Below are 25,729 nucleotides of genomic sequence, written 5' to 3'. Positions count from 1 at the left end.
TATGGCATCATCAAAAACAATCAGCATCACGCTGAAAATTTGGCGTCAAAAAAACGCTAATGCTCAAGGAAAAATGGAAACATATTCCTTAAAAGATGTTTCTACTGATTCTTCTTTCTTAGAAATGCTTGATTTATTAAACGAGCAATTAATAGAGGAAGGAAAAGAGCCAGTTGCATTCGACCACGACTGTCGTGAAGGTATTTGTGGTATGTGTTCTTTATTCATCAATGGTGAAGCACACGGACCAGATAGAGGTGTTACAACTTGTCAATTACATATGCGTATGTTCAAAGATGGTGAAACGATTTACATCGAACCATGGAGATCAGCTGCGTTCCCAGTAATCAAAGATTTAATTGTAGACCGTTCATCTTTCGACCGTATCCAACAAGCTGGTGGTTACATTTCTGTAAACACATCAGGACGTACAGTAGATGCAAACAACATTCCAGTAAACAAAATGCATGCAGATGAAGCGTTTGACGCTGCAACATGTATTGGTTGTGGAGCTTGTGTTGCAACTTGTAAAAATGGATCTGCAATGTTATTCGTAGGAGCTAAAGTTTCTCAATTCGCATTATTACCACAAGGACAAGTAGAAGCTGCTCGTCGTGCTCAAAAAATGGTTGCACAAATGGATTTAGAAGGTTTTGGTAATTGTACAAATACAGGAGCTTGTGAAATCGAATGTCCAAAAGGAATTTCTTTAGATAACATCGCACGTATGAACCGTGAGTATTTATCTGCAAAAATTGTATCACAAGAATAATAACATTCTGATATATATTAAAAGAGCGACATATTTGTCGCTCTTTTTTTGTTATAATAATTGCATAAAAAAAGGATTTCAATTTCTTGAAATCCTTCCCAATGTCAAATTCTTTCTTCTGAATAAGTCCATTGTAACTTGTTCTATTTAAATGATTATAAAAAAAGAATTTTTATAAATAGAACAAATATCTATTGTAAATAATAAATGAAATGTACTCATGTCTGATTGATTATTAATTATATGTAAAAATGCAAAAACTATGAGCAAAATCGATTTAAAAAGAACGTCTGGAGAAAAAAGGATTTCAATTTCTTGAAATCCTTCCCGAAATTTTTGATAATGATTTGAATTAATTTTCACCTTATTATGAAAATTCTCTGTCGGCTTAAAAATTTCGTTATTTTGTGGAAAAACAACTATTAATTTTAATGTTCTGTTTCAAAACAACTAAAGTATTTTGAAGTCCTGAACGAATAATTATTAATTCCTTGATGTAAAATTAATGATAAAAATCATGTTTTACAAATTATTTCAGATTAATTTTAAAAGTTTAACACATCAATAAATCTATTTAGAAATAAAAAATCCAGCACATTATGTGCTGGATTTTAAGTTTAAGATTACTAAAATATAGTGTTCTGAGATTATTTAATGTTCTTAAAACTTCTATTGATAAAATTTGTTAATTCTTTACCTTTTAACAAACCTTGCGATAATTTTGCTAGATCTAATGCTTGATTAATCAACGCTTCTTTTTCTTCTTTCGAATCTTTAGCTAAAATTTCTGTTGCTAAATCCGAGTTTGCATTCACAACAACATTATACATTTCAGGGAAATTACCCATTCCAAACATCCCAGCTCCGCCAGAAGCTTGCATATCTTTCATACGACGCATAAATTCTGATTGCGTAATGATGAAAGGTGCATCTGTTCCAGATAAATCTTCTAATTGAATTGTATATGATTTATTGTTGATTGATTCTGTGATTTCAGTTTTCAATTTTTCTTTATCATCATCAGATAATTTGGAAATTTTAACTTCATCTTTTTCAATCAAATTATTGATATGATCCGCATCAACACGAACAAATGTTACATTTTCTTTTGTAGATTCTAACTTCTGAATCAAGTGAGAAGAAATAGGAGAATCTAATAAAATTACTTCGTAACCTTTTTCTTTCGCAATTTGTATGTATTGATCTTGTCCATCAACATCAGACGCATAAAGAATTACTAATTTTCCGTCTTTGTTGGTTTGATTGTCTTTAATCGCAGTATTTAATTCATCCCAAGTAAAATATTTACCATCAACTGTTGGATACAATGCAAATTTGTCAGATTTTTCGAAGAATTTATCTTCCGAAATCATTCCATATTCAATGACAACTTTAATATCGTTCCATTTTTGCTCGTAATCTTCACGATTTTGATTCATTAATGAAGACATTTTATCCGCCACTTTTTTCGTAATATGTGCCGAAATTTTCTTCACAGCTCCATCAGCTTGTAAGTACGAACGCGAAACATTCAATGGAATATCTGGAGAATCTATCACACCACGTAATAACATCAAGAAATCAGGAACAATTCCTTTCACTTCGTCTGTTACAAATACTTGATTTTGGTATAATTGAATACGATCTTTATCAATATTGATATTGTTTCCTAATTTTGGGAAGAACAAAATTCCTGTCAAATTAAATGGATAATCAACATTTAAATGAATGTGAAATAAAGGTTCTTCGAATTGCATAGGATACAATTCTCTGTAGAAATTTTGATAATCTTCGTCAGACAATTCTGATGGCGCTTTTGTCCAAGCCGGATTTGTATTATTGATAATATCATCAACTTCGATTTCCTCTGGTTTAGCATCTTCAGCAGCACCTTCTGGTAAAGGAAGTGTTTCTTTTTTCGTTCCAAATTTGATCGGAATTGGCATGAATTTATTGTATTTATTCAATAATTCACGGATTTTCCATTCGTCTAAAAACTCTTTCGAATCTTCAGCAATGTGTAAAACGATTTCAGTTCCACGCTCGGTTTTATCCGAATTTTCTAAGGTAAATTCAGGAGAACCATCACATGTCCAATGAACTGCTGGCTCGTCTTTGTATGATTTTGTAATGATTTCTACTTTATCCGCAACCATAAATGCAGAATAAAAACCTAAACCAAAATGTCCGATAATTCCGTCTGCATCTTGGTGTTGATTAATAAATTCTTCTGCACCAGAAAAAGCAACTTGATTGATGTATTTTTCAACTTCATCAGCTGTCATTCCCAAACCTTGGTCAATAATATGTAAAGTATTATCGTCTTTATTGATTTTTACTTCAATTTTTGGATTTCCGTATTCTACTTTTGCATCACCAATACTTGTTAAATGCTTTAATTTCAGGGTTGCGTCAGAAGCATTCGAAATCAACTCACGCAAAAAGATTTCGTGATCGCTGTATAAAAACTTCTTAATTAATGGAAAGATATTCTCTACCGAAACATTAATATTTCCTTTATTCATCGTTATTGTATTTTTTATTTTTAATAATTAGTTTTTCTTGTAAATAGTCTAAATCATGAGATTTGTAGACGGAATGTAAATTTCAAAAGATATTCCAAATGAAATTTTTCTGACATTTTGTCGTAAAATAGATCATGAGAACTGCTTATAATTGCTTAATTTTCGTTCAAATTTAGAAAGATGAAATTCGGAAAAGTAGAAAACCCAGAATTGGTTGATTTTACATTGCCAAAAACGCCAAAAGAAACGATTGATTTGTTGAATAAAGTTGATAAATCAGATAATTTCGAAGTATATGTAGGCTGTGCAAAATGGAATAAGCAAGATTTGAAGAATTTTTATCCGCCTAAAACAAAAGATGAATTGAGTTATTATTCAACGCAATTTAATAGTATCGAGTTAAATGCGACATATTATCGTTCGCCAAGTAAAGAAAATGTCGAAACTTGGGTAAATAAAACTCCAAAAGATTTTAAATTTTTCCCGAAAATTCCACAAAGTATTAGTCATTATGGACGATTGCAAAATGTGACAGATAAATTGAATCAATATTTGGATGCAGTTGCGTTATTTGAAGAAAAATTAGGAATGATTTTCTTACAAATGCACGAAAATTTTGCTCCAAAAGATTTTGAAAAATTAGAAAATTTCATTCAAAATTTTCCGAAAGGTTATCCGTTAGCTGTAGAACTTCGTCATGAAGATTGGTTTTCGAACGAAGAAAATTTTAATCGATTGGTTTCGTTATTAGAAAAGCATAACATTTCAAATATTATTGTTGATACAGCGGGTAGGAGAGATATGGTGCATATGCGATTGACTTCGAATGAAGCTTTTGTGCGTTTTGTTGGAGCAAATATTCCATCTGATTACGAGCGTTTGGATGAATGGATTGAAACAATTAAACTTTGGAAAGCAGAAGGTTTGCAGAAATTGTATTTCTTTATTCATCAAAATTTAGAGTTAGAATCGCCAATGTTAGCCAAATATTTTATTAAGAAATTAAACAATGATTTAGATTTAGATATTCGTGGTCCACAAGATGAATTGACGTTGTTTTAAGTGAAAATTAGCAAAAATAATTCTTTAAACCTCGATTGTTTCCACTAATTTTGCAGAACAAATAAAACAAAAGATTCTTCTCAATTATGAAACAATTTACTTCGGTTTATGATGTAGAAAACATCGACGAATTACTAAAAACAGCCTTAGAAATTAAAGCAAATCCTTTTGCTCAACAAGAAGTTGGTAAAAATAAAACAGTTGGTTTAATTTTTTTTAATCCAAGTTTACGTACACGTCTAAGTTCTATTAAAGCGGCTTATAATCTTGGAGCAAATGCTTGGGTTTTGAATGCTGGAGCAGATTCTTGGACATTGGAAATGGCTGATGGTGCTGTGATGAACGGAGATTCGCAAGAACATATCAAAGAAGCAATTCAGGTAATGAGTGCGTATTGTGATGTTTTAGGCGTTCGTACTTTTCCGAAATTAGTAGATCGTGATGAAGATTATAACGAAATCATGTTCAATAAAGTAAAAGAATTATCTTCTGTTCCTGTTGTGTCTTTGGAAAGTGCAACATTACATCCATTACAATCTTTTGCTGATTTAATTACAATTGCAGAAAAAACGGGTTATACGCCTGGGACAAAACCTGAAAAGAAAGTGAAAGTTGTGATGACTTGGGCGCCGCATCCACGTCGTTTGCCACAAGCTGTTCCGAATTCTTTTGCGCAATGGTTTTCTAAAGTAGATTGGGTAGATTTTACAGTTGTACAACCAAAAGGTTTGGAGCTAGATCCAAAATTTACTGATGGAGCAACGATTGCTTATGATCAAGATGAAGCGTTGAAAGATGCTGATTTTGTCTATGCAAAAAACTGGTCTTCTTATGAAAATTATGGTCAACCGAATGATGGTGATAAGGATTGGGAAGTGACAATGGATAAAATGAATTTGACAAATAACGGAAAATTTATGCATTGTTTACCAGTTCGTCGCAATGTAGTAGTATCTGATGAAGTTTTAGATTCTGATCGTTCTATCGTAATTGATGAAGCAACGAACCGAATTTTCTCAGCTCAAACCGTTTTCCACGAGATTTTGAAGAATAAATAGATAAAAAAACAAGGCTAAAGATTAAATTTTAGCCTTATTTTTTTTCAATCTCATTCAATTATGAAGAAAGAAAATTCTACAAATTCTATTAATGATAAATATTTAGAAAACTTTTGTAACGCTTACAAGGTTTTATCCTTAATCACTGGTAGATGGAAGGTTTCAATAATTTTTACTTTAAAGGAAACTACAAAAAGTTATTCTGATTTGAAATTAGAATTTCCTAATCTTACTGATAGAATTTTGACAAAACAATTGAAAGAATTGCAAATAGATCATTTGATTGAGAATGAAAAAGATAAAACAAAATCAATTTATAAGTTATCTTCAAAAGGAGATAAAGTTTTATCACTATTAGAAAATATCAATAAATTAGATTTATAAAAATTTAAAAATGTACATTTTCTAAAAATTCAATAACCTCTCCATTAGGACTATAAACAAGACTATTACGAACATTAACCGGTTTTTTATCGTTACTTAATAAAAGTTCGTGAACACCTTTACTCAAATCAAAAGCTCCATTTTTTATTGCCTCTTCTCGAGCTTTTTCTGCATCTTTTACCATAAAACAAATATGTAAGATTGAATTTTCAATGTATTCATCATCCGCTTGCCTTTTTCTACCTTGAGTTGGAATTTCAGCATCTTTATCAAATAATTCGATGTAACAATTGATATTTTTATTGTAAATCATTACAGCTTTTTTTAACTTAAAAGAAGGCAATGACCATGAATGAACCTCTTCAAAACCTAAAGAATCATAAAATTTCAATGTTTTTTCAAAGTCATTTACTTTTAAAGAATAATGATGAAAGGCTACTATATTTTCTGCTAAAATCATGTTTAATTTTTCTGTAAAATTAGTATGGTTGACATCTCTTTACAAGAACTTACAAAATTGTTAGTTGGAGTTTTTTAAGAAAATATCATGCAACTAAAGAAGAATATCAATTTCTTCAATCATCCAATCAAAAACAAAAATTTAGGAAAGAATTTTATTGATTGCAATTTTGTATCTTTGAATAAAGATTTACAAATGGCAGATTATATCAGAATTCATCCAGAAAATCCACAAGAAAAAGCGGTTGATCAAGTGGTTAAGATTTTACAAAATGGAGGTTTAATTATTTATCCTTCTGATACTGTGTATGGATTAGGATGTGATATTACGAATATTAAAGCAATGGAAAAATTGGCACGATTGAAAGGTGTAAAATTAGAAAAATCTCATTTTTCGATTGTTTGTAACGATCTAAGCCATTTGTCTCAATATACTTTACCAATTGATAATAGTACGTTCAAAATTTTGAAACGCGCTCTACCAGGTCCTTTTACATTTGTTATGAATGCTTCGCGCAATTTACCTGTAGCTTACAAAGGGAAAAAAACGGTTGGTATTCGTGTTCCAGATCATGCTGTTCCACAAATGATTGTAGAAAAATTAGGAAATCCTATTGCCTCAACTTCTATTTATGATGAAGATGAAATTGTAGAATATACAACAGATCCTGAATTGATTTTTGAAAAATGGGAGAAACTTGTAGATGCTGTGATTGATAGTGGTTATGGAGATAATATTGCGTCTACTGTTGTTGATATGACAGATGGAGTAGAGGTTTTACGTGAAGGTAAAGGTGATATTGAAGATTATTTATAATTTATTTTTAAGAAAATAACTATGAAAATATTACTTTCTCCAGCGAAGATGATGAATTTGGAAACGAATGCTAAATGGAGAGCAACGACACCTCAATTTTTGGAACATTCGCAAGAAATTATGGATGTTATGAAAGAAATGAGTACAACTGATCTTGAAAAATTAATGAAAATTTCGAAAGACATTGCAGAAATGAATGTGGAGCGTAATCAGGTTTGGAATGTTAAACCTACTGCGAAACAAGCTATTCCAGCAGCTTTAGCTTTCAAAGGTGAAGTGTATAGAGGTTTGAATGCTGAGACGTTAAACGACGAAGCACTTGATTATTTCAATAAACATGCATTTTTGTTATCTGGGCTTTATGGAATGTTGCGTCCTTCGGATAAAGTAATGTTGTATCGCTTGGAAATGGGTTCGAAATTAGATGTTCATGGTTCGAAAAATTTGTATGGTTTTTGGAAAGAAATTTTGACACCTTTTCTAAATTCGAAACTAAAAAAAGGAGAATTTATCTTAAATTTAGCAAGTAATGAATATGCTAAAGTTTTGGATAAAAAATCGTTAAAAGTTCCGATGATTGATGTAGAGTTTCAAGATTACAAAAACGGTGAATTGAAAAAAATCATGATGTATTTTAAACATGCTCGTGGTGCAATGGCGCGTTATTGTGCAGAAAATAAAGTTGAAACTTTGGATCAAGTGAAAGCATTTGACGTGGATGGTTATCGTTTTGATGAGAACCTTTCTACCGAAGAAACTTTGGTATTTACAAGATAATGACTAAAAAAAATAATAACTTGAAGACTGCTTTATTAGTAGTCTTTTGTTATTTTTAAATCATATATGAAAGAAAATTTTATCGATAAATTACCCATCAAAATTATTTACTCGTTCCAATCGCTGATTGAAGAATTAGAACGATCTGAATACAACTTTGGAGAGTTTAAAGCTTTTTTAGAATATCTGAAAGCTACTCGACCAGAGTTGATTGATGGTGTTGAAACATTTGAAGATTTTCAGAAAATTATTAAAGATGTTGAGCCAATTATTGAGAAAATTATTCCTAAACCATTTGTAAAATATAATTTAAAAGCGATAACTTTTCCTTTTTCTGACAAATTTATTTTTGCAACAGATCGACTTAAAGTGTTGATTGATAATAATGAATCACGACTAAAATTCAATTTTGAAGATTTAGATTATGATACATTATATAAGTTTTGTTGTTGCTTCATCTTATCGAAATATTATCATAAAAATTTAGATTTTAATCTATCAAATCAGTTGGTGATAGACAATCAAAATGGTTACAGAACATACCTTGGGACTGATATTAACCACGATTATTTTCAGATTTATCCATCCGAAGATAAATTTAAATTGACTGAAGATGAAATTGAAGAGTTGTTGAATAATTATGAAGATACAGCTTTGTGGATGAGAAAAATTCCAATTGGATCTTGGATTGCAAAAGGGTTTAATCTTGTTTCATTTTTTGATAATACGACTGAAATTGCACTTTCTAACTTAAAATCTAAATTATTATCTTATGGAGAACCTTTTAATATTGTTCGAAATGATATTATTTCTGCATTAAAATCTATTTTTAGAATCAATAATTTAGAAGTCGGTTTTTCAGCTTATAATTCGGATAAAAATCAATTGGAAATTAGTCATTTATTACAATTGAATGATAGTTTACTGATTGATAATCATAAAAAAATAAAACTAAATGAAGTTTTTTGTGCTGATTTAGAGAACAAAATATCGAAATCAGATTATTATGTTGTTTCTAATATTGACGCAGCTTTGGAGAAGTTTCCACAAGATAAAATGTTGAGAATGGCAAATGAATCTGGTCTAAAAAGTTTGATTCTTTATCCATTGAAAAACGGAAAATCTCATTTAGGTATTTTAGAAATAGGCTCGAAAGAAGCTGGAGTTTTCAATCGAATTAATGCAAACCTTTTACGCGAAATCACGCCTCTTCTAGAAGAATCTATTTATCGCTATACGGTTGAGTTTGAGAATCAAATCAATGCTTATATACAAACCGAATATACGTCGTTGCATCCAAGTGTAGATTGGAAATTTAGAGAAAAAGCTCGCGAACACATATTGCATCCGGGAAACACAAAACAAAAATCGCAGATTTCTTTTCAAAATGTATATCCAATTTATGGTGAATTGGATGTGAGAAATTCGTCAGTGATTCGAAATCAATGTTTAAAAAAGGATTACACGAATCAGATTAATTACTTGATTTTGATTTGTAACGAGTTATATAATCGTACAAAAAAGAATAAATTTTTGGATTATAGTGACGATTTGACTGATTTTTTGCAACGAATAGATAATGTAGATAAAATCTATTTCGAAAGTGAATTATTTGATTACATTACGTTGCATATTCATCCTGAAATTCCCAAATATGTAAAGGATGATGAGAAATCGATTATCGAAGAATATCTAAAAAAATTAGATTCTACAACGGGATTATTTTACGTAGATCGCAAAAAATTTGACCAAACAATTGTAATGACAAATTCACTTTTGTCGAACAAATTAGACACTTTTCAGAAAGATGCTCAAGATGTATTTCCGCATTATTATGAGCGTTTCAAGACAGATGGAATTGATTACAATTTGTATGTTGGACGAAGTATTGCGCCGTTCAAAAAATTTTCCTATCAAAATATTCGAGAAATTAGATATTGGCAACTACAAGCGATGATAGCTTTGGAACAATCTTACAAAGAAATTCAGAAAAAAACACCATTAAAAGTTGAGGTTGCTTCGTTGGTTTTTGCAACGAATACCACTTTAGATATTTTGTTCAAATTAGATGAGAAACGTTTTGATGTTAATGGATATAACAATGCAAAATATGAAATAATCAAGAAAAGATTGAGTAAAGCTTTTGTGAAAGGAACAAATGAACGAATCAATTTGCCTCACAAAATTTGTATTATTTATACCGAAGATATTCTAAAAGAAGAATACTCAAATTATATCAATTTATTAATTGATAAGAAATTTTTGAAAAAAGATGTTGAAAATTTGGAAATTGATGATTTGCAGGGTATAAGCGGTTTGCAAGCAATTAGAGTTTCGATTAATTATAAAAATAAACTCGAAAAATATACTAAAATAGAAGAATAAAGAATGGAAAAAGATGATGTATTGCTTAATATTTCGATAGATAGTATTGCCGAAAATATTTGGAAAGTTTTGACAGATGAACAAGCGTTTAATGAATGTTTTGAAAACATAAAAATGACATGTAACGAATGGAAAGTAGGAGAGAAGATAAAATTTGTAACGCAAAAAAATAATGAAACGTTGGTAGATGAAGCCTTGATTACATCTATTATGGAGAATGAACGTTTGCGATATAATTATAAAAAACATAATACAGACCATGAGATTGAAGTAATTTTTAATCTAAAATCTTCGGGTAATTTTACTTATCTATCAATTGAAGGAAAAAATTTTGCAGATGATTATGAACGCTCACATTCAGAGAATGCGTGGATAAATATGATGCAAGCAATCAAGAAATATGTACAAAAAAAATAACCTTCAAATTTTTGAAGGTTATTTTTTTATATGTTAAAATCCGAAATTCAATCCAAAAACGATTCGCCCTGGATCTTCACCTTTAAAGTATGAAACTGTTGCGGTAATAGATTGTGCTCCGTTTATCCAAAGTCCGCCACCCATAGATGAATGCCATTTATTTGAGTCTTCTCCGTTTAACCAAACTCGTCCATAATCAGCTCCAACAAAAACGCCTAATCGTAATGGAACAACGGCTTTGAAACGTAAAGCATCAAATCGTAAATCAGATGTTTGTAAGAAAACTTTGTCTCCTGCAAAACGACCTAATCGATAACCACGTAAATCCTGATCTCCACCTAAATTAGCCATTTGGTAGAATTCCATAAAATTACCCCAAACTGCTTTACCTTTTAGCATAGAAGCAACTGTTAATCTTCCATTTGCAGAGATTTTGTGTGTGAAACCTAAGTTAAGTTCTGTGTAAAAATGATTACGTTCAAAATCTGTCAAGTTAGAAATCCATTTCGCATTAGCTAAAAATGTCATGCCTAATTTTGGTAATGATTCGTTATCGTAATTTTTGAACAAATATTTAGCTCCAATTTCTCCGAAATGTTGTCCTTTGAAAACGTCTCTATTAATTGATGGGAAATCTTCGACAATACGATCTTTATTCTCTTCAATTTTTTTGTAACTATAAATTGCAGAAAAATCTAAACGACCATTGTTATTCATAATCTTGAAAATAGACGGTCCAATGCTATAACTTTCTAATCGAACACGGTTATAATCCATTCCAATTTCTTCTTGATTATTCATGGTCTCGTTTCCTAAACCAAAGAAATTTGTACTATAAGTTGGGCTCGTGTAAGCTGCATTAAGATCTAAATTCCATTTACCCAAAGCTTTTGTAAACGTTCCTTTATATTTGGCATCCCAACCGCCTGTCGCAAAATAATAACTTATTTGCAAATTGTGACGTTGCGAATATGGTTTACGATCAAAACCGTTGACAGTGTAGGTTGGCGATAAACCAATTTTTATTCCGTCATCAGGATTGTAGCCAATATTAGGTAACATAGTAAAGAAATTATACATCGGTTGTTTGTAATCGTATGTATTAACTTCGTAATCGTTGACAAAATTTTTCGATGTTAAAAAGGTAGATTCAGATGCATCGCTTCCGTTAGCGTAATCATATACTTTTACTTTTGCAGAACGCTTTACTTCGTATATATCGTCATCTATTCCACCAATAATACGAACTAAAATAGCGTTATTTGGCTTTCCTTCAACCTTGAATTTATCTTTTCCGTTTAATCCATATAAACGAATTTCTTTTGTTTCTTTTTTATTAAAATCTTCATCAAGAATTAAAGTTCGATCTTGTCCTGAATAGATTTTTACATTTGTTTTTCCCTTTGGTAAACGAGTGATCACAAAATCTTCATCTTCGTCTGTTCCTTTCAGAATAACTAATTTGCGAAGAACTTTATTATATTCTTCAGCAAATTTTTCTAATTTAGATTTTCGGGCAATAAGATTATTAATCACTTCTTGATCATATTCTTGTTTTGTTTCTTCAGGAATTAATTCAAATGATTGTTTGATATAATCATCACTCAAATTATCTTGAATATATTTTGCTTCTTTTTTCCATAAATCAAGATCGGATGATTCTAAAATGGCTAAATCCAAAGGGTAAGGTTCTCTGTTGAACCATTTTACATTTTTGATATCATCTTTGTAATCTTGCATATGTCTAAGCGGAGGAATTTTCATAATCAAATGAAAGAAAAGTCCGTCATAACGTGGAAATGCTTGGTCTCTATCACGTGGAATTGGTTTGTAAACAGTTTGATTATTTTCTTTGTAAACGCCCCAACGCCATTGATCAGAATGTCGATCCCAATCACCAACTAACATATCAAAAAGTCGTGCACGAATGTAGGCTTGTTTTTCCACGACAACATCTTTGTTTTTGTGAATCGCAGCCAACATATCATCTGTGCTAACAATATGTTTTGGTTTTCCGAAAACACCGTCTTGATATCCAGACATTGGTCGTTCTTCTATCATGTATAATTCATCACCAAAATTTTCATTATATGCTTTCAAGGCTTCTTGTTTCGGAACATAATATAATTTTGGCGTAGAATGCATAATATTGATTGGTTTCATCAAATTAGCAACTGTTAATGGATAATATGGATGATTGGTTGTATAGAAATCCATCAAAAATTTCTCTGTGAACGAATCTTCAAATTCATCTGCAACATATTTATTTTTAAATGCTACTTGCTGAATAAATTGCGTGGCACTTTTCTTCACCGAGCGCATATTGTATTCTTCACCTTTTGCATTTGCCAATCGTAAACTTTGCGTTTGATGTCCACCACCCATTCTAACAGGGGTTAAACCTCCATTTAGTTGGCTTAAATTAACAGTATTAGCAGTAATTGTTTGTCCATATGTTCGACGATAATGACGACCAAAAAAGAATTTATACGGATCAGATTTACGTGTAACGTCTAATGGATATACACTTGTTTCTTTCGTTTTTGGCATTTTTTTATCATCATAAACTTGAGCCAAATATTCCTTTTTCTTTTCTGTAATTTGTTTTGCTAATAATAATTCGATTCCACCGTCTTTAAAACCATAGAAATTAGCTTTAGAAGGACCATTATCATACAAATCTAAGACAACAAAACCATTATCTCCGTAAGAAAAATCGTTTTTACCAACCGCTTTTGCCGATTCTTTTTTAGAACCAGAACCGCTGATAATTTGTTTGACATTGTTTTGCTGAATGTATTGCAAGTTGTGATCATGTCCAGAAACAACAATTACATTATTTCTATTTTCGATTAGTGTTGCAATACGAGAAGCCATTTCTCTGTATTTGAAATTATTAACATCTTGAGGACTAAGACCTGTTGTACTTCTTAATAAATTAATAAAAGATCCGATTACAGGTAATGGAACTTTGAAATTATCTCCTAATGGATAAAACTGTTTTTTGAAATCAAATTGTCCACCATGTGTTCCGTTCGAATATAACGGATGATGCATCGTGATAACAGTTGTTCTGTTTTGATATTTGTTCAATTGCGATTCTAATTCTTCGAAGAAAGCTTCTCGTGATTTGATATCACATTTTTCATTTAGACCAGGATGTTTGTCCCAATCTTGCAAATACCATTCAGAATCTATCGCAATAATTCCGATACTATCATTTACATTTATTTTATCAATTGGACACGCATCTTTTGGTAAAAATGATTTTTTATTACCCAATTGTTTTTTGACTAATTTTTCTTGTTCTTTTAATCCTTTTACACCATTTCGCCAATCATGATTTCCTGGAATAAAAAGGGTTTTTCCTTTAAATTCTTTCGCTAAATCAATCTGAAATTGAAGTTTCTCTCTACTTGTTGTATATTCAGCTTTTGTAGAATCCGTTACAATTCCATTTTCGTAAACATTATCACCTAAAAAGAAAAGATAAGAAGAAGAGTCAGCTTTCGCTAATTGATTCTTTAAAATTTCTAAATTTTGTTTATTTTTTGGTTGATCAAGATCTCCTGCATCGCCTATTAAATAGATAGATTGAATTTTATTTCCTTCTACATTTTGTACTTTTTCTGTCTTAATGTTTCTACCATATTGAGGATGTTGCGTAGCGCAAGATGTCATATAAAGGCAAGAACCTACTAAAGCCAAAAAAGGATAATTCAATTTTTTGTTGTTCAGTGTTGGTAATAATTTCATACATTTAAGCGTTAAAAACTTGTGATGAACCAATTGTTATTAAATTTAGAAAACTATGTTTTCAATCTGTTCAAAGATAATCTTTCTTTAGATTTTACGTATCATAATTTTATGCATACTGTAAAAGTTGTAGAAGCTATAAAAACTTTGAGCGCGGAGGAACAAATCTCTACAGATTTACAAGAGAAATTATTAATTGCTGGTTGGTTTCATGATACGGGATATACAAAAACCGTGCAAGGTCATGAAAGTGAAAGTGCAAATATTGCAAAACAATATTTGAGCGAGCATAATTTTGACGAAAATTACATCAAAGAAGTTCAAGATTATATTTTAATCACAGCGCTAAATAATGTTCCGAAAAATATTGGAGAAGCAATTGTAAAAGATGCAGATAACTATCATTTAGGACAAACTGAATATCCTAAAATTTCTGAATTATTACGTGATGAAATTGCTAAAATATGTCATAAAGAATTTTCTGATTACGAATGGCATGTAGAGAATAGAAATTTTTTTTTAAAGGTTCATCATTTTTATACGGATGCTGCAAAAAAGCTTTGGCAGAAAGGAAAAGAAGAAAATTTGATCTTTACACAAAATAAAATCAAAGAGATTGAATTGATTGGTGATATTCCTAATAAGTATGAAATCAAGAAAAAGAAAAACGATAAGATTCAACAACCAGATCGTGGTGTTGATACACTTTTTCGTGTAACGTTGAACAATCATACTCGTTTAAGTGATATTGCCGATAGTAAAGCTAATATATTATTGTCTGTAAACGCGATCGTGATTTCGATTGCACTTTCTACTTTGGTTCCAAAATTAGGAAGTCCAAAGAATGAGTATTTACTTTTACCTTCAATCGTAATGCTTTTATCAAGTGTTGTTTCAATTATTTTTGCAATTTTAGCAACTAAACCAAATGTAACATACGAAAGTTTTAACGAAGAAGATATCAAAAACAAAAAAGTGAATTTGCTTTTCTTTGGTAATTTTTATCAAATGTCGCTTGATGCTTACGAGGATGCTATGCAAGAACTGATGAAAGACCGCGACTATGTATACACGTCTTTGACAAGAGATTTGTATTATTTAGGAAAAATCTTGGAACGTAAATATCGTTTGTTAAGCATTACGTACACAATTTTTATGATCGGAACTATTTTATCTGTTCTAACGTTTGCTTACGCGATGATCACAAATGTTGCTTAATTATTTCTTTACTTTTTCGAAATCGAACGCAATTTTACTTGATTCATCATTACTAATCTCAGCTTTTAACTGATTACCAATTTTCCAATATTTGATAAGTTTAGGAAAATCATTCTCTTGATTTTCTAATGTAAACGAATTTTTATCAGAATTGATCAATTCAAAATCAGTTGTCTCGTTTTTAGTTTTGTCCAAGTTAACTTTCAATATCCATTTATCATTAATCTTTGTGATAGTAAGATGTTCCTGCGAAATTGTATCATTATTTTTGATTGTAAACCCGCAACCTAAAAAAGTGTTTTTATCAACTTTTTTCCAGTTTTCATACGTTTTTCGATCAGGTTTTTCATTCGTCCTAATCCATTCTCCAACCAAAAAATCAAAACTTGGTTTATCAGCAGAAGTTTTAGTTGATTCGCAAGAATTTATCGAAAAAATAAATAAAAGAAGAAAAATAAATTGTTTCATATTGGTGGGTTTTAGTTTTATTTCGCGTGTCTATCAACTTCAAAGATTCCAAAAACATTGTTATCTGTATCCAAAAAATAACCTTGCCAACACATTCCAGGAATTGCAAATTTTGGCATAGCTATTATTCCTCCGTTTTCAAGGATTTTTTGAGCTGTTTTATCAAAATTTTCTACTTCCATGGTACATGTAAAAGCATTTGTACCGCAATTTAGAGGAGGTGTTTCGGCAGGACGCTTAAACATTCCACCTTCCATTCCAGATGTATTGATACGATAATATTCGAGTGGTAAATCTTCTTGTTTTACAAAACTCCATCCGAAAACATTTTCATAAAAGGTCATGCATTTCTGCGGATTATTTGCTTGAATTTCAAAATATACAATACTATTTATTTGTGGTAAATTTTCTATAATTGAATTTAAATTTAGCGAAAATTTGTTCAGAAAATCATTATTCAATCAAATATTAGAGTAAATCTTTTGAGAATGATTATTTTTATACTTTAAAAGAAATAAGATGAAAATTGAATTAAATAGAGTAAATCAGGCTTCTCACTATGAAGCGACAGCGCCAAGTTCTTCGGTAAAAGTAAATATTGATGGACCAGAATCGATTGGAGGAGAAGGAAAAGGAGTTCGTCCAATGGAGTTGGTTTTGATTGCTTTGGGAAGTTGTAGTGTTTTTGATTTGAATGAAATATTGAAGAAACAACGCCAAGAAATTGAAGATATTAAAGTTGAGGTTGAAGGTCAGCGTCGAGATGAAATTCCAAATATTTTCACGAATATTCATATCAAATTTTTCTTAAAAGGAAATATTGATTTAGATAAAGCAAATAAAGCTGCTGAATTAGCGGTTAAGAAGTATTGTAGTGTACATGATATGCTTGCAAATGGAGGGATTGATATCACCTACGAGATAAACGTAAATTAAATTGATAATAAAAAAGGTCTTTCATACGAAAGACCTTTTTCCAATACATACATTTTCAATTAAGCATCAACAGTAGTTAAAGCTTCTTGAAAGATATTAACTTGCGCTAATACTTTATTTTTTAATTCTTCATTTACAATTTCACTATTTTGGAAATTATCGTTGAAAGATGGGAAAGTCGTGCTTGCTACAATTTCTCCACTTGCAAACATTCCAAAATATTTTGTTGCAACTTCCATTACATTTCCTCCACCATAAGCACCTGGAGATGTACTTAATAACAACACTTTTTTATCTTTCAAATATGGCATTTCGATACGAGAAACCCAATCCAAAATATTTTTCAAAGCAACAGAAAAGTTTCCATTGTGTTCAGCCAAAGAAATTACAATACCTTCTGCATCTTTGATTTTATTGTAAAAATCCTGTGCTTCTTGCGGAAAACCATTTTCTAATTGACGATCAATAGAATAGATAGGCATCTCGAAATCATTGATGTCAACTAAATCGATTTCTGCATTTTCGATTTGATTTAAAGTATAATTTAATAATTCTTTATTAATTGATTTTTTGCTGTTACTACCAGCGAAAGCTAAAATTTTCATATTCTTACTTGAGTATTTTCATTTTTGATGAAGCAAAGTTATTGTAAGCAACCATAAATTTTATTGACCTATGTTAGGAAAAGATAAAAACTTATATTTTTTTTCTAAATTCATCAATTTTAAGAATCAATTCTCTGTTTAATTCTTCATTAGTGATTTTACCTTCTGCAAAATTTTCATTGAATTTAGGCAAAGAGAAATCGACTAAAATGTCACCTCCTAATTTTGTAATTAATTTAGATCCTATTTCTAAAGAGTTTTTAGCTCCATAACCACCAGGAGATGTACTCATAACGAAGACCTTTTTTCCTTCAAGAAATTTATAATTAATTCTTGAGCACCAATCCATATAGCTTTTAAAAACTGCTGTAATGCAAGCATTATGTTCTGCTAATGAAATAAGCAAAATATCAGAATCAACAAGTTTTTGATAAAATCGTTTTACTTCATCAGAAAAACCTTGTTCTTTTTCTATATCAATATCAAAAGTAGGGATATCAAAGTCATCTAAATCTAAAATCTCAATTTGATCTTTGTTTAATAAAGAAGAAGCATAAGTTACGAGTTGTTTATTGATAGAAGTAGAGCTGTTACTTCCGGCAAAAGCTTTAATAATCATAGTTTTTATCTTAAGTTATTGTTTTTTTGTGTGTAATAATTGCGCATATTCTGTTGGTCGAATTCCTGAAACTTTCTGAAAAATATTACTGAAAGATGACAACGAATTATATCCAACTAACATTGCGATTTCGTACATATTGTATTTATTTTCAGCAATCAATTCCAATGATTTTGTGATACGTAATGCGCGTAAAAATCGAACATAATTCATTCCCATATTATCTTTGAATTTTCGAGATAATGTTCGTGTGCTCAAACCAAATTGTTGCGCAACTTCATCTATTGTATAGTTTTTTTCGATATTTTTCATCAAAAATCGAGCAATATCGATCAGTTTCTGATCTTTTGGAAATGGATGCTGAATAAAAGCGGGCAATTTGTTCGATTCCATTTCGGGCAAAATAGATCGTATGGCTTTTACAAAATCATATTTTGCAGGATCTTTTTCCGAAATTGATCCACTCCAATTTTTGGTGTACAAAATCATTTCCCTTAACAACTCATTCGTGTAATAAATATTTGTAATCGAATAAAAATCGTTTTCTTCTTTTTCGGTCTTGAAATAAAAGTTATACAAATCGCCTGTTTTACTATTCGTTAAGATAGAATGTGGCGTATTTGCAGGAATCCACATAAAACAACGCGCAGGCAAATACCAATGTTTGTCGTTTACAAAAACATGTACAATTCCGCCTTCTGCATATAATAATTGTGCTTTTTTGTGTTCATGTACGCGCGTTCCTATCGTATCTAAATGTGCATGTTGTATGTAAAAATGGACTTTAGATTTGTCAACTTCGTTAAAAAAAAACTGATCAAACAACATTGTTTTATACTTTTATAAAGTGAAATATTTTGCTTTTGCAAATTACTTTATTTTGGCGTAAATGAGCAAATTATTTTCTTTTTTTATCAAGAGGGTAAAGGTGTTTTGAATGTAACTTTGCATCACTAAAAATCAATAACAGACTTATAAATAATACAAAATGATATTTAAATTCGTTAAATATCAGTTGCTTACATTGTTGTTAATGCTGAGTGGGTTGAGTTATGCTCAAAATGAAATAGACTATAACCAACTGAAATTAAGCAAAGCAATTGAAATTGGACTTCAAAATAATAAAAAATTACAAATTAGCGCTTTAAAAACTAATATTGCTGAATTAAAAGAGAAAGATCTTAAAAATGAGAAATTGCCAGATGTAGACTTTCATACTGGTTTTCATGTTTTGAGTAATTTACGCCAATATGAAGACGGTTTTTTAAAACCTTCTACAAAATATGCTGTTCCTCGAGTGAAATACGATTTTACACTTTCGGCAGAAATCCCAATTTATTTAGGTGGTAAATTAAAAAATGATGAGAAAAAATCTGAAATAGAAACTAATATTTCGAAACTGCAAGTTCGAAAAGATGAGCGAGAATTGAGAATGCAAATTATCACAGCTTATTTACAAGCGTTGCATTTACAAGAGCAACAAAAGTTGATTTCGGATAAAATGAGAGAAGATTCGGTTGTGATAAAACAAACAGAATCCTTGAAAAAAAATGGGTTGGTAACGTATAATGAAGTTTTGAGAACAGAATTGCAATTGTCAAATCATAAAATGTCTTTTACAGAATTGGCGAATGAAATTTCGATTATCGAACATCAAATCAAAACAATTTTGGCTTTACCAGAAAATCAAGAAATGCATATTGATACTTATGATTTGTTTACAAATGAAGAGCATTTGGGGTTAGTTGATGAAATGATTTTGGAAGCAATGGATCAAAGTGAAAGTTTGAAAATTGCGAAAGATGATTTGAATTTGAAAGAAATTGATAAGAAAATTACCAAATCCAATACATTACCAAAAATAACTGCTGGTGCGGAATATGGATATAATTATCCAAACTTTATGTTTTTTCCTCCAGAAGAATATTTGTACAGATTTGGTTCTGTTGGTGTAAATGTTTCGATTCCATTGAGTAATTTTTTCAAGAATAAACAAAAAATGCAAATCGCAGATCGTAACATTTCAATTGCAAAATTAGAAATAGAAGAGAAAGAAGAACAAATTCGACATGATGTTTTTGCAGCGAATAAACGATTAGAAGAATCGATCGATAAAATAAAAATTGCGGAAGAAGCAATTGGTCAATCCAAAGAAAATTATCGAATTGTTAGAACAAAATATGTCAACAAATTGAGTTTGATTACAGAACTTATCGATGCGGATAACGCTTATTTAGAGGCTCAATCGAATTTGATTTCATTACAAATCAACAAACAATTAAAATACTATCAATTACAATACATTTTAGGAAACTTATAAAAATGGGAAAACAACAGACAAAAGGAGAAAAACGAATGAATAGAACGCTTTCGGCGATTGCTTGGATTTTTATTATCATAGGAATCACTGCAGTGGCTTGGTTTTATTTCTTTTCGAGTTCACATGTCAATACAAATGATGCGCAAGTGCGACAATATATTACACCAGTTTCGAGTAAAGTTTCTGGTTTTATCAAAAAAGTAAATTTCGAAGAAAATCAATTTGTACACAGAGGTGATACGCTTGTTGTGATTGACAATAGAGAATTTCAGAACCAGATTGATATTGCTGAAGCAAATTTAGAATCGACTTCGCAATCTGTTTTAACGTACGAAAAAGCGGTAGATACAAAATCGAGTGATGTTAATATTGTTAATGCAAATATAGAAGCTGCTAAAATAGAAGTTTGGAGAACGGAAAAAGATTATAATCGTTTCAAAAATTTAGTGCAAGAAGATGCTGCAACCGTGCAACAATTTGAAGAAGTTGAAGCAAAATATAAACAAGCAAAAGCAAGTTTGAGTGCTTTGGAACAACAACGTAATGCAGTGAATGTTAGTGCGTCTGCTGAACAAACAAAAGTTGCGCCTGCAAAAACTCAAATTTTACAACGAAAAGCCCAATTGAATGATGCCAAACTTATTCTCTCATATACTTATGTTGTGGCGCCTTACGATGGTTGGGTTGGAACAAAAAATATACAAGAAGGTCAGTTAATAAAAGAAGGACAAGCTTTGGTGCAAGTGGTTTCGAAAGAGAAATGGATTGTTGCAAATTTTAAAGAAACGCAAATTGGAGAAATCGATTTGGATCAACCAGTTATTATAAAAGCTGATGCCTACAAATACATTGAGTTTGAAGGAAAAATTGAATCACTTTCGCCAGCTTCTGGGTCTGAGTTTGCTTTGATTAAACCTGATAATGCTACAGGAAACTTCGTGAAAATTGAACAACGTTTTCCTGTAAAAATAATTCTGAAAGAGTCTAAAAACAACGAAAAATTACGTACCGGAATGAATGTAAATGTTTCCGCAGAAAAAGTAAATTAAATAAATGTCACAACAAAATTCAATATTTAATAAATGGGTTCCGCAAAAATTGGTTGTGCCAATTTTTATCCTTGCGCTATTTCCACACTTGATGATTTTGACGATATTCAACATGAATAGTACGTTTACAGCATCATTTTTGGATTTGGAGGTCGACGATTTGCAGTTCCTTTTTTCGATGGCGTATGCCACTATTGTTTGTGGCTTATTTATTCACGTTCGATTTTTTCACTTTTTCAATATCAGAAGTTATTTGCTAACAATGACCATGCTTAACATTTTGGTATTGTTTGGAATGACATTAACTACAAATACAGAATTGATTTTGATTCTGCGTTTTATTCAAGGACCTTTATCGCTTTTCGAAGGTTGTATTTTGTTGCCAATCATTATGTCGAATATTAAAAGTGAACATTCAAAATTGATTGCTTATTCGTTTTTGTACGGCGTAATGTTAACAGGTGATAAATTTACGACTTCAATTGTGAAGTTTGCGATTGAGAATTATAACCACAATATGATGGTGTATACGATTATGAGTTTTCATGTTGTTGCATTAATTATTTATGTATTTTTCTTTAATCACAACAGAATGTTTCCTAAAAAACCATTGTATCAATTAAATTTAGGCGGAATTTTCTTGATGATTATTTCCCTAATTTCTGGTGCATTTTTCTTGATTTATGGAAAAAAATATTATTGGTTCGAATCGCCAATTATTATCATAGCATTTGCATCAACACTCGTTTTTAGTGGTTTATTTTTATTGCATCAAAAAACAGCCAAACGACCTTTGTTTCATTTTGAGATTTTCAAATCAGAACGTGTCATTTTAGGAATATTAATGTTTTTTGTTTTCTATACTTTACGTGCTGGGATGAGCAATATTTACCAAGTCATGTCAACAGTTTGGAAATGGCAATGGGAATATGTGTTGCAGATTCAATATTTTAATGTTGCAGGTTCCATCATTGGTATTGTATTTTCATTTTTCATGGTTAAAAATAAAATTGATTTTAGAAAAATATTTTTTCTTGGATTTGTACTTTTAGCCATGAGCATGTTGTGGTTTAGTCACTTGTTTTATCCAGATACAAAAGTCGAGGCAATAGCGCCAACGTTGATGTTAGAAGGAATTGCGCAAGGTGTTATTTTTACGCCATTAGTGTTGTATATTACAGGTTCTGTACATCCTTCTATTACTGGTAGTGCGGCGCAAGCAGGTACGGCGATTCGTTTTTGGACGACAACAATTGGTTTTTCGCTGATGCAAAATGCAATTTTATACTTGACGACTAAACATCAATTTTTGATGACCAAAAATTTAGACAAAACGAGTCCGATTTTCCAACAACAATGGAATAATTTGTTCAATAAAAATATTGCGAGTCATCTTCCAAAAGAAGCAGAAAGTATTACTGCCGCAGCTTTAAAAGCAAAATTGTATAACCAAGCTTTGTTGGTTAGTAATATTGAGATTTTCCGAACATTGTTTGTTGTGGGAATTATCGCTGCGATTTTTGTAATTCTTTATCAACCGATAAAAAATAGACTTTTACATCGTTAAAATAATTTTTATATATTACTTTTTTATTTAATTGGCGTATTTGATTTAATAGAATCAAGTACGTTTTTTTTATAACAAATTTTTAAAAATGAATATTTTATCAAAATTATTCGATAAAAAGGAGATAGTTTAAAGTTTTTTAAATTTAAAAATGGCGTAAATGAACAAATTATATTCTCAAATAATCAACTTGTTTTTCTGAGACAGCACTTACTTTTGCCATCAAAATAAATCAAACGAAAAATGATTAATTGTTTTAATAAATATTAGTTGTATTTTATTGATTTTAAATTTGTTATGGTTTTATAAAAATGAATCATCGTATTTTAACGATTTATTATTCAGAATCACATTTTAGCCTTTTGACTTTTCTCAGGCAGCTTCCCTTTTTTACTTTTTAGGTAAGATAATCACGAAATCAATAAAATATTTTTAATTAGACAAACTTTCGAATGAATGTTTTGAACTTGATTGTAAAATTGAATAAATAACTCAATGCACAATCAACATCCCATTTTCAAGAAATGGATACCAGAAAAATTGGTACTTCCAATTCTCATTGCCGCGTTGATTCCGCATGTGATGATTCTCTCACTTTTCAATATGAATAGTACATTTACAGCTTCATTTCTAGATGTTGATGTAGACGATTTACAATTCATTTTTTCTTTGGCTTACGCCACAATTGTTTGTGGACTTTTTATTAACGAACGGCTTTTTCAGTTCTTTAATATTCGTTCTTATTTATTGTTTATGACTATTATCAATATTGTATTAATGTTAATAATTTCGTTGACAACAAATACGCAATTGATTTATTTACTTCGTGTGATACAAGGAACAACATCTTATCTCGAAGGATGTATTATTGTTCCGCTAATTATGTCGCGTATAAAAGGCGAATATGGACGATTATTAGGGAATACGTTTTTGTATGGATTTATGATGACGGCTGATAAATACACGACTTCTATTGTAAAATTTGCCATCGAAAATTATAATTTCAATATGGTAATTTATACTGTCATCTTTTTTCATGTTTTATCATTATTGATTTATGTTTTTCTCTTTAGTCATGGTAGATTGTATCCCAAAAAACCATTGTATCAGTTAAATTTGGCGGGTTATTTTTTGATGATGATGTCATTAATAGCAGGAGCTTTTTTATTGATTTATGGTAAAAGATATTATTGGTTCGAATCGCTTTATATCGTTATTGCGTTTGCTGCAATGTTTATTTTTTCAGGCTTATTTATTTTGCAACAATTAACGTCTAAAAAACCGATTTTTCATTTCGAGATTCTTCGTTCCGAAAGAGTTATTGTAGGTATGTTTTTGTTTTTTACATTTTATATTTTCAAATCGAGCATGAGTAACATTTATCAATTGATGAATGTTGTTTGGAAATGGAATTGGGAGTTTGTTTTGCAAATACAATATTATAATTGTGCCGGAATTTACATAGGAGCATTGTTTGCTTATTACATCATCACACAATTTCAAACGCAATATAAGTATGTGTTTTTTGGAGGTTTTTTTTGTTTAACGTTTGCTATGTTGTGGTTTAGTTACATTTTGGTTCCAGATACTCGTCCGAATGCAGTTATTCCGCCATTATTGATGGAAGGAATGGGACAAGGAATGTTGTTTGCGCCAATTTTGCAATATATGGTATGTTCTATACACGCTAATTTTTCTATGAATACTATGCAAGCAGCAGTCGCAATGCGTTATTGGTCGTCGACAATTAGTTTTTCGATTATGCAAAATGCAATTCTTTTCTTGACGACTAAACATCAATTTTTGATGACGAAAAATCTAGATATTACCAATACAATTTTTCAAGAACAATGGAATAACTTATTCAATAAACACAATACAACTCATTTAGTAAATGAATCGATCAGTTTGACAGCGACCAATCTAAAATCTCAATTGTATAACCAAGCTTTGTTGATTGCAGATATTCAAATTTTTAGAACATTATTTTATTTTGGAATTGTAATGATGGTTTTTATTATGATTTATAATCCAATCAAAGGAATTTTACATCTTAGGAAAAAGAGAAAAGAGAGTCATTGAATTTAGTTATATCTTTGAAAGATATACTTTTATTTATGTACTATCCTTTTGATATATTAGAATCTTTTGATCAGATTTTGAAATTAGAAGTTGTTGGCTATGATGAACCAAACAGTGGAAGAGAGTTGTTAATTCCTAAAATAACAATTGAAGGAGTAGATATTACTGAACGATTTAAAGAGGTGAATGGAGGTTCGAATAGAATAATAATGAATGTGAATTTTGAATTTTCTCATTCTTTTTTACCAGTTGTTTTTATTCCTTATGAAAGAAATTTTATTCTATATAAACCCGTAGTGCATTTAGGTAATATTAATTTTTAAGTTGTTAATATTTCTATTTTGGTTTCTGTTTATTGATTGAATAATAGTAATCGTTAGTATTTTTTTTAGTATCCTCGTTTTTATTCTTAATAAGCTTTTAGCATAATTACGTCTAATCATGAATTGATCG

General features: G+C 30.4%; 23 protein-coding genes and 1 pseudogene. 15 read left to right on the top strand and 9 right to left on the bottom strand.

Translation table 11 applies throughout. The features are described 5' to 3' along the window. Position 1 precedes the first annotated feature (1 nt). Positions 2-772 (top strand): succinate dehydrogenase/fumarate reductase iron-sulfur subunit, encoded by a 771-nt coding sequence (locus B4G36_RS03235; protein WP_038337216.1) that lies wholly within the window; start codon positions 2-4, stop codon positions 770-772. A gap of 647 nt (positions 773-1,419) precedes the next feature. Here the strand turns inward: B4G36_RS03235 and htpG are convergent. After that, positions 1,420-3,297 (bottom strand): molecular chaperone HtpG, encoded by a 1,878-nt coding sequence (gene htpG / locus B4G36_RS03230; RefSeq protein ID WP_286495218.1) that lies wholly within the window; start codon positions 3,295-3,297, stop codon positions 1,420-1,422. Positions 3,298-3,477: 180 nt separating this feature from the next. Here htpG and B4G36_RS03225 point away from each other — a divergent pair, with 180 nt between their 5' ends. The 3 genes from B4G36_RS03225 to B4G36_RS03215 all read left to right on the top strand — a co-directional run bounded on the left by B4G36_RS03225 (position 3,478) and on the right by B4G36_RS03215 (position 5,801). Next, positions 3,478-4,359 carry a DUF72 domain-containing protein gene (locus B4G36_RS03225; RefSeq protein ID WP_291049127.1) on the top strand — a complete coding sequence of 294 codons (882 nt, stop codon included), beginning with the start codon at positions 3,478-3,480 and terminating at the stop codon, positions 4,357-4,359. Positions 4,360-4,445: 86 nt separating this feature from the next. Further along, positions 4,446-5,417: an N-acetylornithine carbamoyltransferase gene (locus B4G36_RS03220; RefSeq protein ID WP_280051133.1), complete on the top strand. Its 972-nt coding sequence runs from the start codon at positions 4,446-4,448 to the stop codon at positions 5,415-5,417. Positions 5,418-5,477: 60 nt separating this feature from the next. After that, positions 5,478-5,801 (top strand): winged helix-turn-helix transcriptional regulator, encoded by a 324-nt coding sequence (locus B4G36_RS03215; RefSeq protein ID WP_280062173.1) that lies wholly within the window; start codon positions 5,478-5,480, stop codon positions 5,799-5,801. Between the two features lie 4 nt (positions 5,802-5,805). On the opposite strand, the gene B4G36_RS03210 is transcribed toward B4G36_RS03215, so the two are convergent. Beyond that, positions 5,806-6,261, bottom strand: a complete 456-nt coding sequence (locus B4G36_RS03210) for a VOC family protein (protein ID WP_280062172.1) — start codon at positions 6,259-6,261, stop codon at positions 5,806-5,808. 195 nt (positions 6,262-6,456) lie between these two features. On the opposite strand from B4G36_RS03210, the gene B4G36_RS03205 reads away from it, so the two are divergent. The 4 genes from B4G36_RS03205 (at position 6,457) to B4G36_RS03190 (ending at position 10,656) form a co-directional block, all read left to right on the top strand. Further along, complete coding sequence (locus tag B4G36_RS03205; protein WP_291062010.1) at positions 6,457-7,077, top strand: L-threonylcarbamoyladenylate synthase; 621 nt, start codon at positions 6,457-6,459, stop codon at positions 7,075-7,077. A gap of 21 nt (positions 7,078-7,098) precedes the next feature. Next, entirely contained in the window at positions 7,099-7,854 is a 756-nt protein-coding gene (yaaA, locus tag B4G36_RS03200) for a peroxide stress protein YaaA (RefSeq protein WP_291061963.1), read from the top strand. Positions 7,855-7,920: 66 nt separating this feature from the next. Further along, complete coding sequence (locus B4G36_RS03195) at positions 7,921-10,239, top strand: hypothetical protein (RefSeq protein WP_291061961.1); 2,319 nt, start codon at positions 7,921-7,923, stop codon at positions 10,237-10,239. A 3-nt stretch (positions 10,240-10,242) separates the two neighbouring features. Continuing rightward, positions 10,243-10,656, top strand: coding sequence for an SRPBCC domain-containing protein (locus tag B4G36_RS03190; RefSeq protein WP_291061958.1), 414 nt, complete (start codon positions 10,243-10,245; stop codon positions 10,654-10,656). 33 nt (positions 10,657-10,689) lie between these two features. On the opposite strand, the gene B4G36_RS03185 is transcribed toward B4G36_RS03190, so the two are convergent. Continuing rightward, the gene (locus B4G36_RS03185) at positions 10,690-14,412 is read right to left on the bottom strand and encodes a metallophosphoesterase (RefSeq protein WP_291061956.1); all 3,723 of its coding nucleotides are present in this window, start codon (positions 14,410-14,412) and stop codon (positions 10,690-10,692) included. Between the two features lie 24 nt (positions 14,413-14,436). On the opposite strand from B4G36_RS03185, the gene B4G36_RS03180 reads away from it, so the two are divergent. After that, complete coding sequence (locus B4G36_RS03180) at positions 14,437-15,630, top strand: Pycsar system effector family protein (protein ID WP_291061954.1); 1,194 nt, start codon at positions 14,437-14,439, stop codon at positions 15,628-15,630. Here the strand turns inward: B4G36_RS03180 and B4G36_RS03175 are convergent, their stop codons facing one another. Together B4G36_RS03175 and B4G36_RS03170 are read right to left on the bottom strand one after the other, a co-directional pair. After that, positions 15,631-16,098: a DUF6265 family protein gene (locus B4G36_RS03175; RefSeq protein ID WP_291061952.1), complete on the bottom strand. Its 468-nt coding sequence runs from the start codon at positions 16,096-16,098 to the stop codon at positions 15,631-15,633. It lies immediately after the preceding gene. 17 nt (positions 16,099-16,115) lie between these two features. Next, on the bottom strand, positions 16,116-16,484 hold the full coding sequence (locus tag B4G36_RS03170) for a VOC family protein (RefSeq protein ID WP_291062008.1): 369 nt from the start codon (positions 16,482-16,484) through the stop codon (positions 16,116-16,118). A 133-nt stretch (positions 16,485-16,617) separates the two neighbouring features. Here B4G36_RS03170 and B4G36_RS03165 point away from each other — a divergent pair, with 133 nt between their 5' ends. Then, the gene (locus B4G36_RS03165) at positions 16,618-17,034 is read left to right on the top strand and encodes an OsmC family protein (protein ID WP_038336062.1); all 417 of its coding nucleotides are present in this window, start codon (positions 16,618-16,620) and stop codon (positions 17,032-17,034) included. Positions 17,035-17,093: 59 nt separating this feature from the next. Here B4G36_RS03165 and B4G36_RS03160 read toward each other — a convergent pair whose 3' ends face one another. From B4G36_RS03160 to B4G36_RS03150, 3 genes are all read right to left on the bottom strand, one after another. Beyond that, the gene (locus tag B4G36_RS03160) at positions 17,094-17,639 is read right to left on the bottom strand and encodes an NADPH-dependent FMN reductase (protein WP_291061950.1); all 546 of its coding nucleotides are present in this window, start codon (positions 17,637-17,639) and stop codon (positions 17,094-17,096) included. A gap of 91 nt (positions 17,640-17,730) precedes the next feature. Next, entirely contained in the window at positions 17,731-18,258 is a 528-nt protein-coding gene (locus B4G36_RS03155; RefSeq protein WP_115001105.1) for an NADPH-dependent FMN reductase, read from the bottom strand. Positions 18,259-18,273: 15 nt separating this feature from the next. Continuing rightward, positions 18,274-19,086, bottom strand: coding sequence for an AraC family transcriptional regulator (locus B4G36_RS03150; protein ID WP_180904695.1), 813 nt, complete (start codon positions 19,084-19,086; stop codon positions 18,274-18,276). A gap of 160 nt (positions 19,087-19,246) precedes the next feature. On the opposite strand from B4G36_RS03150, the gene B4G36_RS03145 reads away from it, so the two are divergent. From B4G36_RS03145 to B4G36_RS03125, 5 genes are all read left to right on the top strand, one after another. Further along, entirely contained in the window at positions 19,247-20,578 is a 1,332-nt protein-coding gene (locus B4G36_RS03145) for a TolC family protein (RefSeq protein ID WP_260509606.1), read from the top strand. Between the two features lie 2 nt (positions 20,579-20,580). Further along, on the top strand, positions 20,581-21,627 hold the full coding sequence (locus tag B4G36_RS03140; protein ID WP_291061945.1) for an HlyD family secretion protein: 1,047 nt from the start codon (positions 20,581-20,583) through the stop codon (positions 21,625-21,627). Between the two features lie 4 nt (positions 21,628-21,631). After that, positions 21,632-23,194: a hypothetical protein gene (locus B4G36_RS03135; RefSeq protein ID WP_221855848.1), complete on the top strand. Its 1,563-nt coding sequence runs from the start codon at positions 21,632-21,634 to the stop codon at positions 23,192-23,194. 495 nt (positions 23,195-23,689) lie between these two features. After that, a complete protein-coding gene (locus B4G36_RS03130) occupies positions 23,690-25,276 on the top strand; it encodes a hypothetical protein (RefSeq protein WP_291061942.1) in 1,587 nt (528 codons plus the stop codon). After that, a complete protein-coding gene (locus B4G36_RS03125) occupies positions 25,273-25,599 on the top strand; it encodes a hypothetical protein (protein WP_291061941.1) in 327 nt (108 codons plus the stop codon). The genes B4G36_RS03130 and B4G36_RS03125 overlap by 4 nt, the downstream gene beginning before the upstream one ends. Here B4G36_RS03125 and B4G36_RS14050 read toward each other — a convergent pair. Then, positions 25,579-25,729, bottom strand: a pseudogene (locus B4G36_RS14050) (IS982 family transposase); the annotation flags it as partial. The gene B4G36_RS03125 and the pseudogene B4G36_RS14050 sit on opposite strands and share 21 nt — an antisense overlap.

This window comes from Empedobacter sp. UBA3239 (assembly GCF_002362875.1).
GTDB lineage: Bacteria > Bacteroidota > Bacteroidia > Flavobacteriales > Weeksellaceae > Empedobacter > Empedobacter falsenii_B.
This window is presented reverse-complemented; position numbering and strand designations above follow the sequence as displayed.

What these genes read in the sequence shown, in the direction of transcription:
- B4G36_RS03150 (WP_180904695.1), bottom strand. Translation starts at nt 19,086, where the DNA reads ATGTTGTTTGATCAGTTTTTTTTTAACGAAGTTGACAAATCTAAAGTC.
- htpG (WP_286495218.1), bottom strand. Translation starts at nt 3,297, where the DNA reads ATGAATAAAGGAAATATTAATGTTTCGGTAGAGAATATCTTTCCATTA.
- B4G36_RS03175 (WP_291061952.1), bottom strand. Translation starts at nt 16,098, where the DNA reads ATGAAACAATTTATTTTTCTTCTTTTATTTATTTTTTCGATAAATTCT.
- B4G36_RS03185 (WP_291061956.1), bottom strand. Translation starts at nt 14,412, where the DNA reads ATGAAATTATTACCAACACTGAACAACAAAAAATTGAATTATCCTTTT.
- B4G36_RS03195 (WP_291061961.1), top strand. Translation starts at nt 7,921, where the DNA reads ATGAAAGAAAATTTTATCGATAAATTACCCATCAAAATTATTTACTCG.
- B4G36_RS03225 (WP_291049127.1), top strand. Translation starts at nt 3,478, where the DNA reads ATGAAATTCGGAAAAGTAGAAAACCCAGAATTGGTTGATTTTACATTG.
- B4G36_RS03135 (WP_221855848.1), top strand. Translation starts at nt 21,632, where the DNA reads ATGTCACAACAAAATTCAATATTTAATAAATGGGTTCCGCAAAAATTG.
- B4G36_RS03180 (WP_291061954.1), top strand. Translation starts at nt 14,437, where the DNA reads ATGAACCAATTGTTATTAAATTTAGAAAACTATGTTTTCAATCTGTTC.
- yaaA (WP_291061963.1), top strand. Translation starts at nt 7,099, where the DNA reads ATGAAAATATTACTTTCTCCAGCGAAGATGATGAATTTGGAAACGAAT.
- B4G36_RS03205 (WP_291062010.1), top strand. Translation starts at nt 6,457, where the DNA reads ATGGCAGATTATATCAGAATTCATCCAGAAAATCCACAAGAAAAAGCG.
- B4G36_RS03130 (WP_291061942.1), top strand. Translation starts at nt 23,690, where the DNA reads ATGCACAATCAACATCCCATTTTCAAGAAATGGATACCAGAAAAATTG.
- B4G36_RS03160 (WP_291061950.1), bottom strand. Translation starts at nt 17,639, where the DNA reads ATGAAAATTTTAGCTTTCGCTGGTAGTAACAGCAAAAAATCAATTAAT.
- B4G36_RS03145 (WP_260509606.1), top strand. Translation starts at nt 19,247, where the DNA reads ATGATATTTAAATTCGTTAAATATCAGTTGCTTACATTGTTGTTAATG.
- B4G36_RS03140 (WP_291061945.1), top strand. Translation starts at nt 20,581, where the DNA reads ATGGGAAAACAACAGACAAAAGGAGAAAAACGAATGAATAGAACGCTT.
- B4G36_RS03220 (WP_280051133.1), top strand. Translation starts at nt 4,446, where the DNA reads ATGAAACAATTTACTTCGGTTTATGATGTAGAAAACATCGACGAATTA.
- B4G36_RS03165 (WP_038336062.1), top strand. Translation starts at nt 16,618, where the DNA reads ATGAAAATTGAATTAAATAGAGTAAATCAGGCTTCTCACTATGAAGCG.
- B4G36_RS03235 (WP_038337216.1), top strand. Translation starts at nt 2, where the DNA reads ATGGCATCATCAAAAACAATCAGCATCACGCTGAAAATTTGGCGTCAA.
- B4G36_RS03215 (WP_280062173.1), top strand. Translation starts at nt 5,478, where the DNA reads ATGAAGAAAGAAAATTCTACAAATTCTATTAATGATAAATATTTAGAA.
- B4G36_RS03210 (WP_280062172.1), bottom strand. Translation starts at nt 6,261, where the DNA reads ATGATTTTAGCAGAAAATATAGTAGCCTTTCATCATTATTCTTTAAAA.
- B4G36_RS03155 (WP_115001105.1), bottom strand. Translation starts at nt 18,258, where the DNA reads ATGATTATTAAAGCTTTTGCCGGAAGTAACAGCTCTACTTCTATCAAT.
- B4G36_RS03190 (WP_291061958.1), top strand. Translation starts at nt 10,243, where the DNA reads ATGGAAAAAGATGATGTATTGCTTAATATTTCGATAGATAGTATTGCC.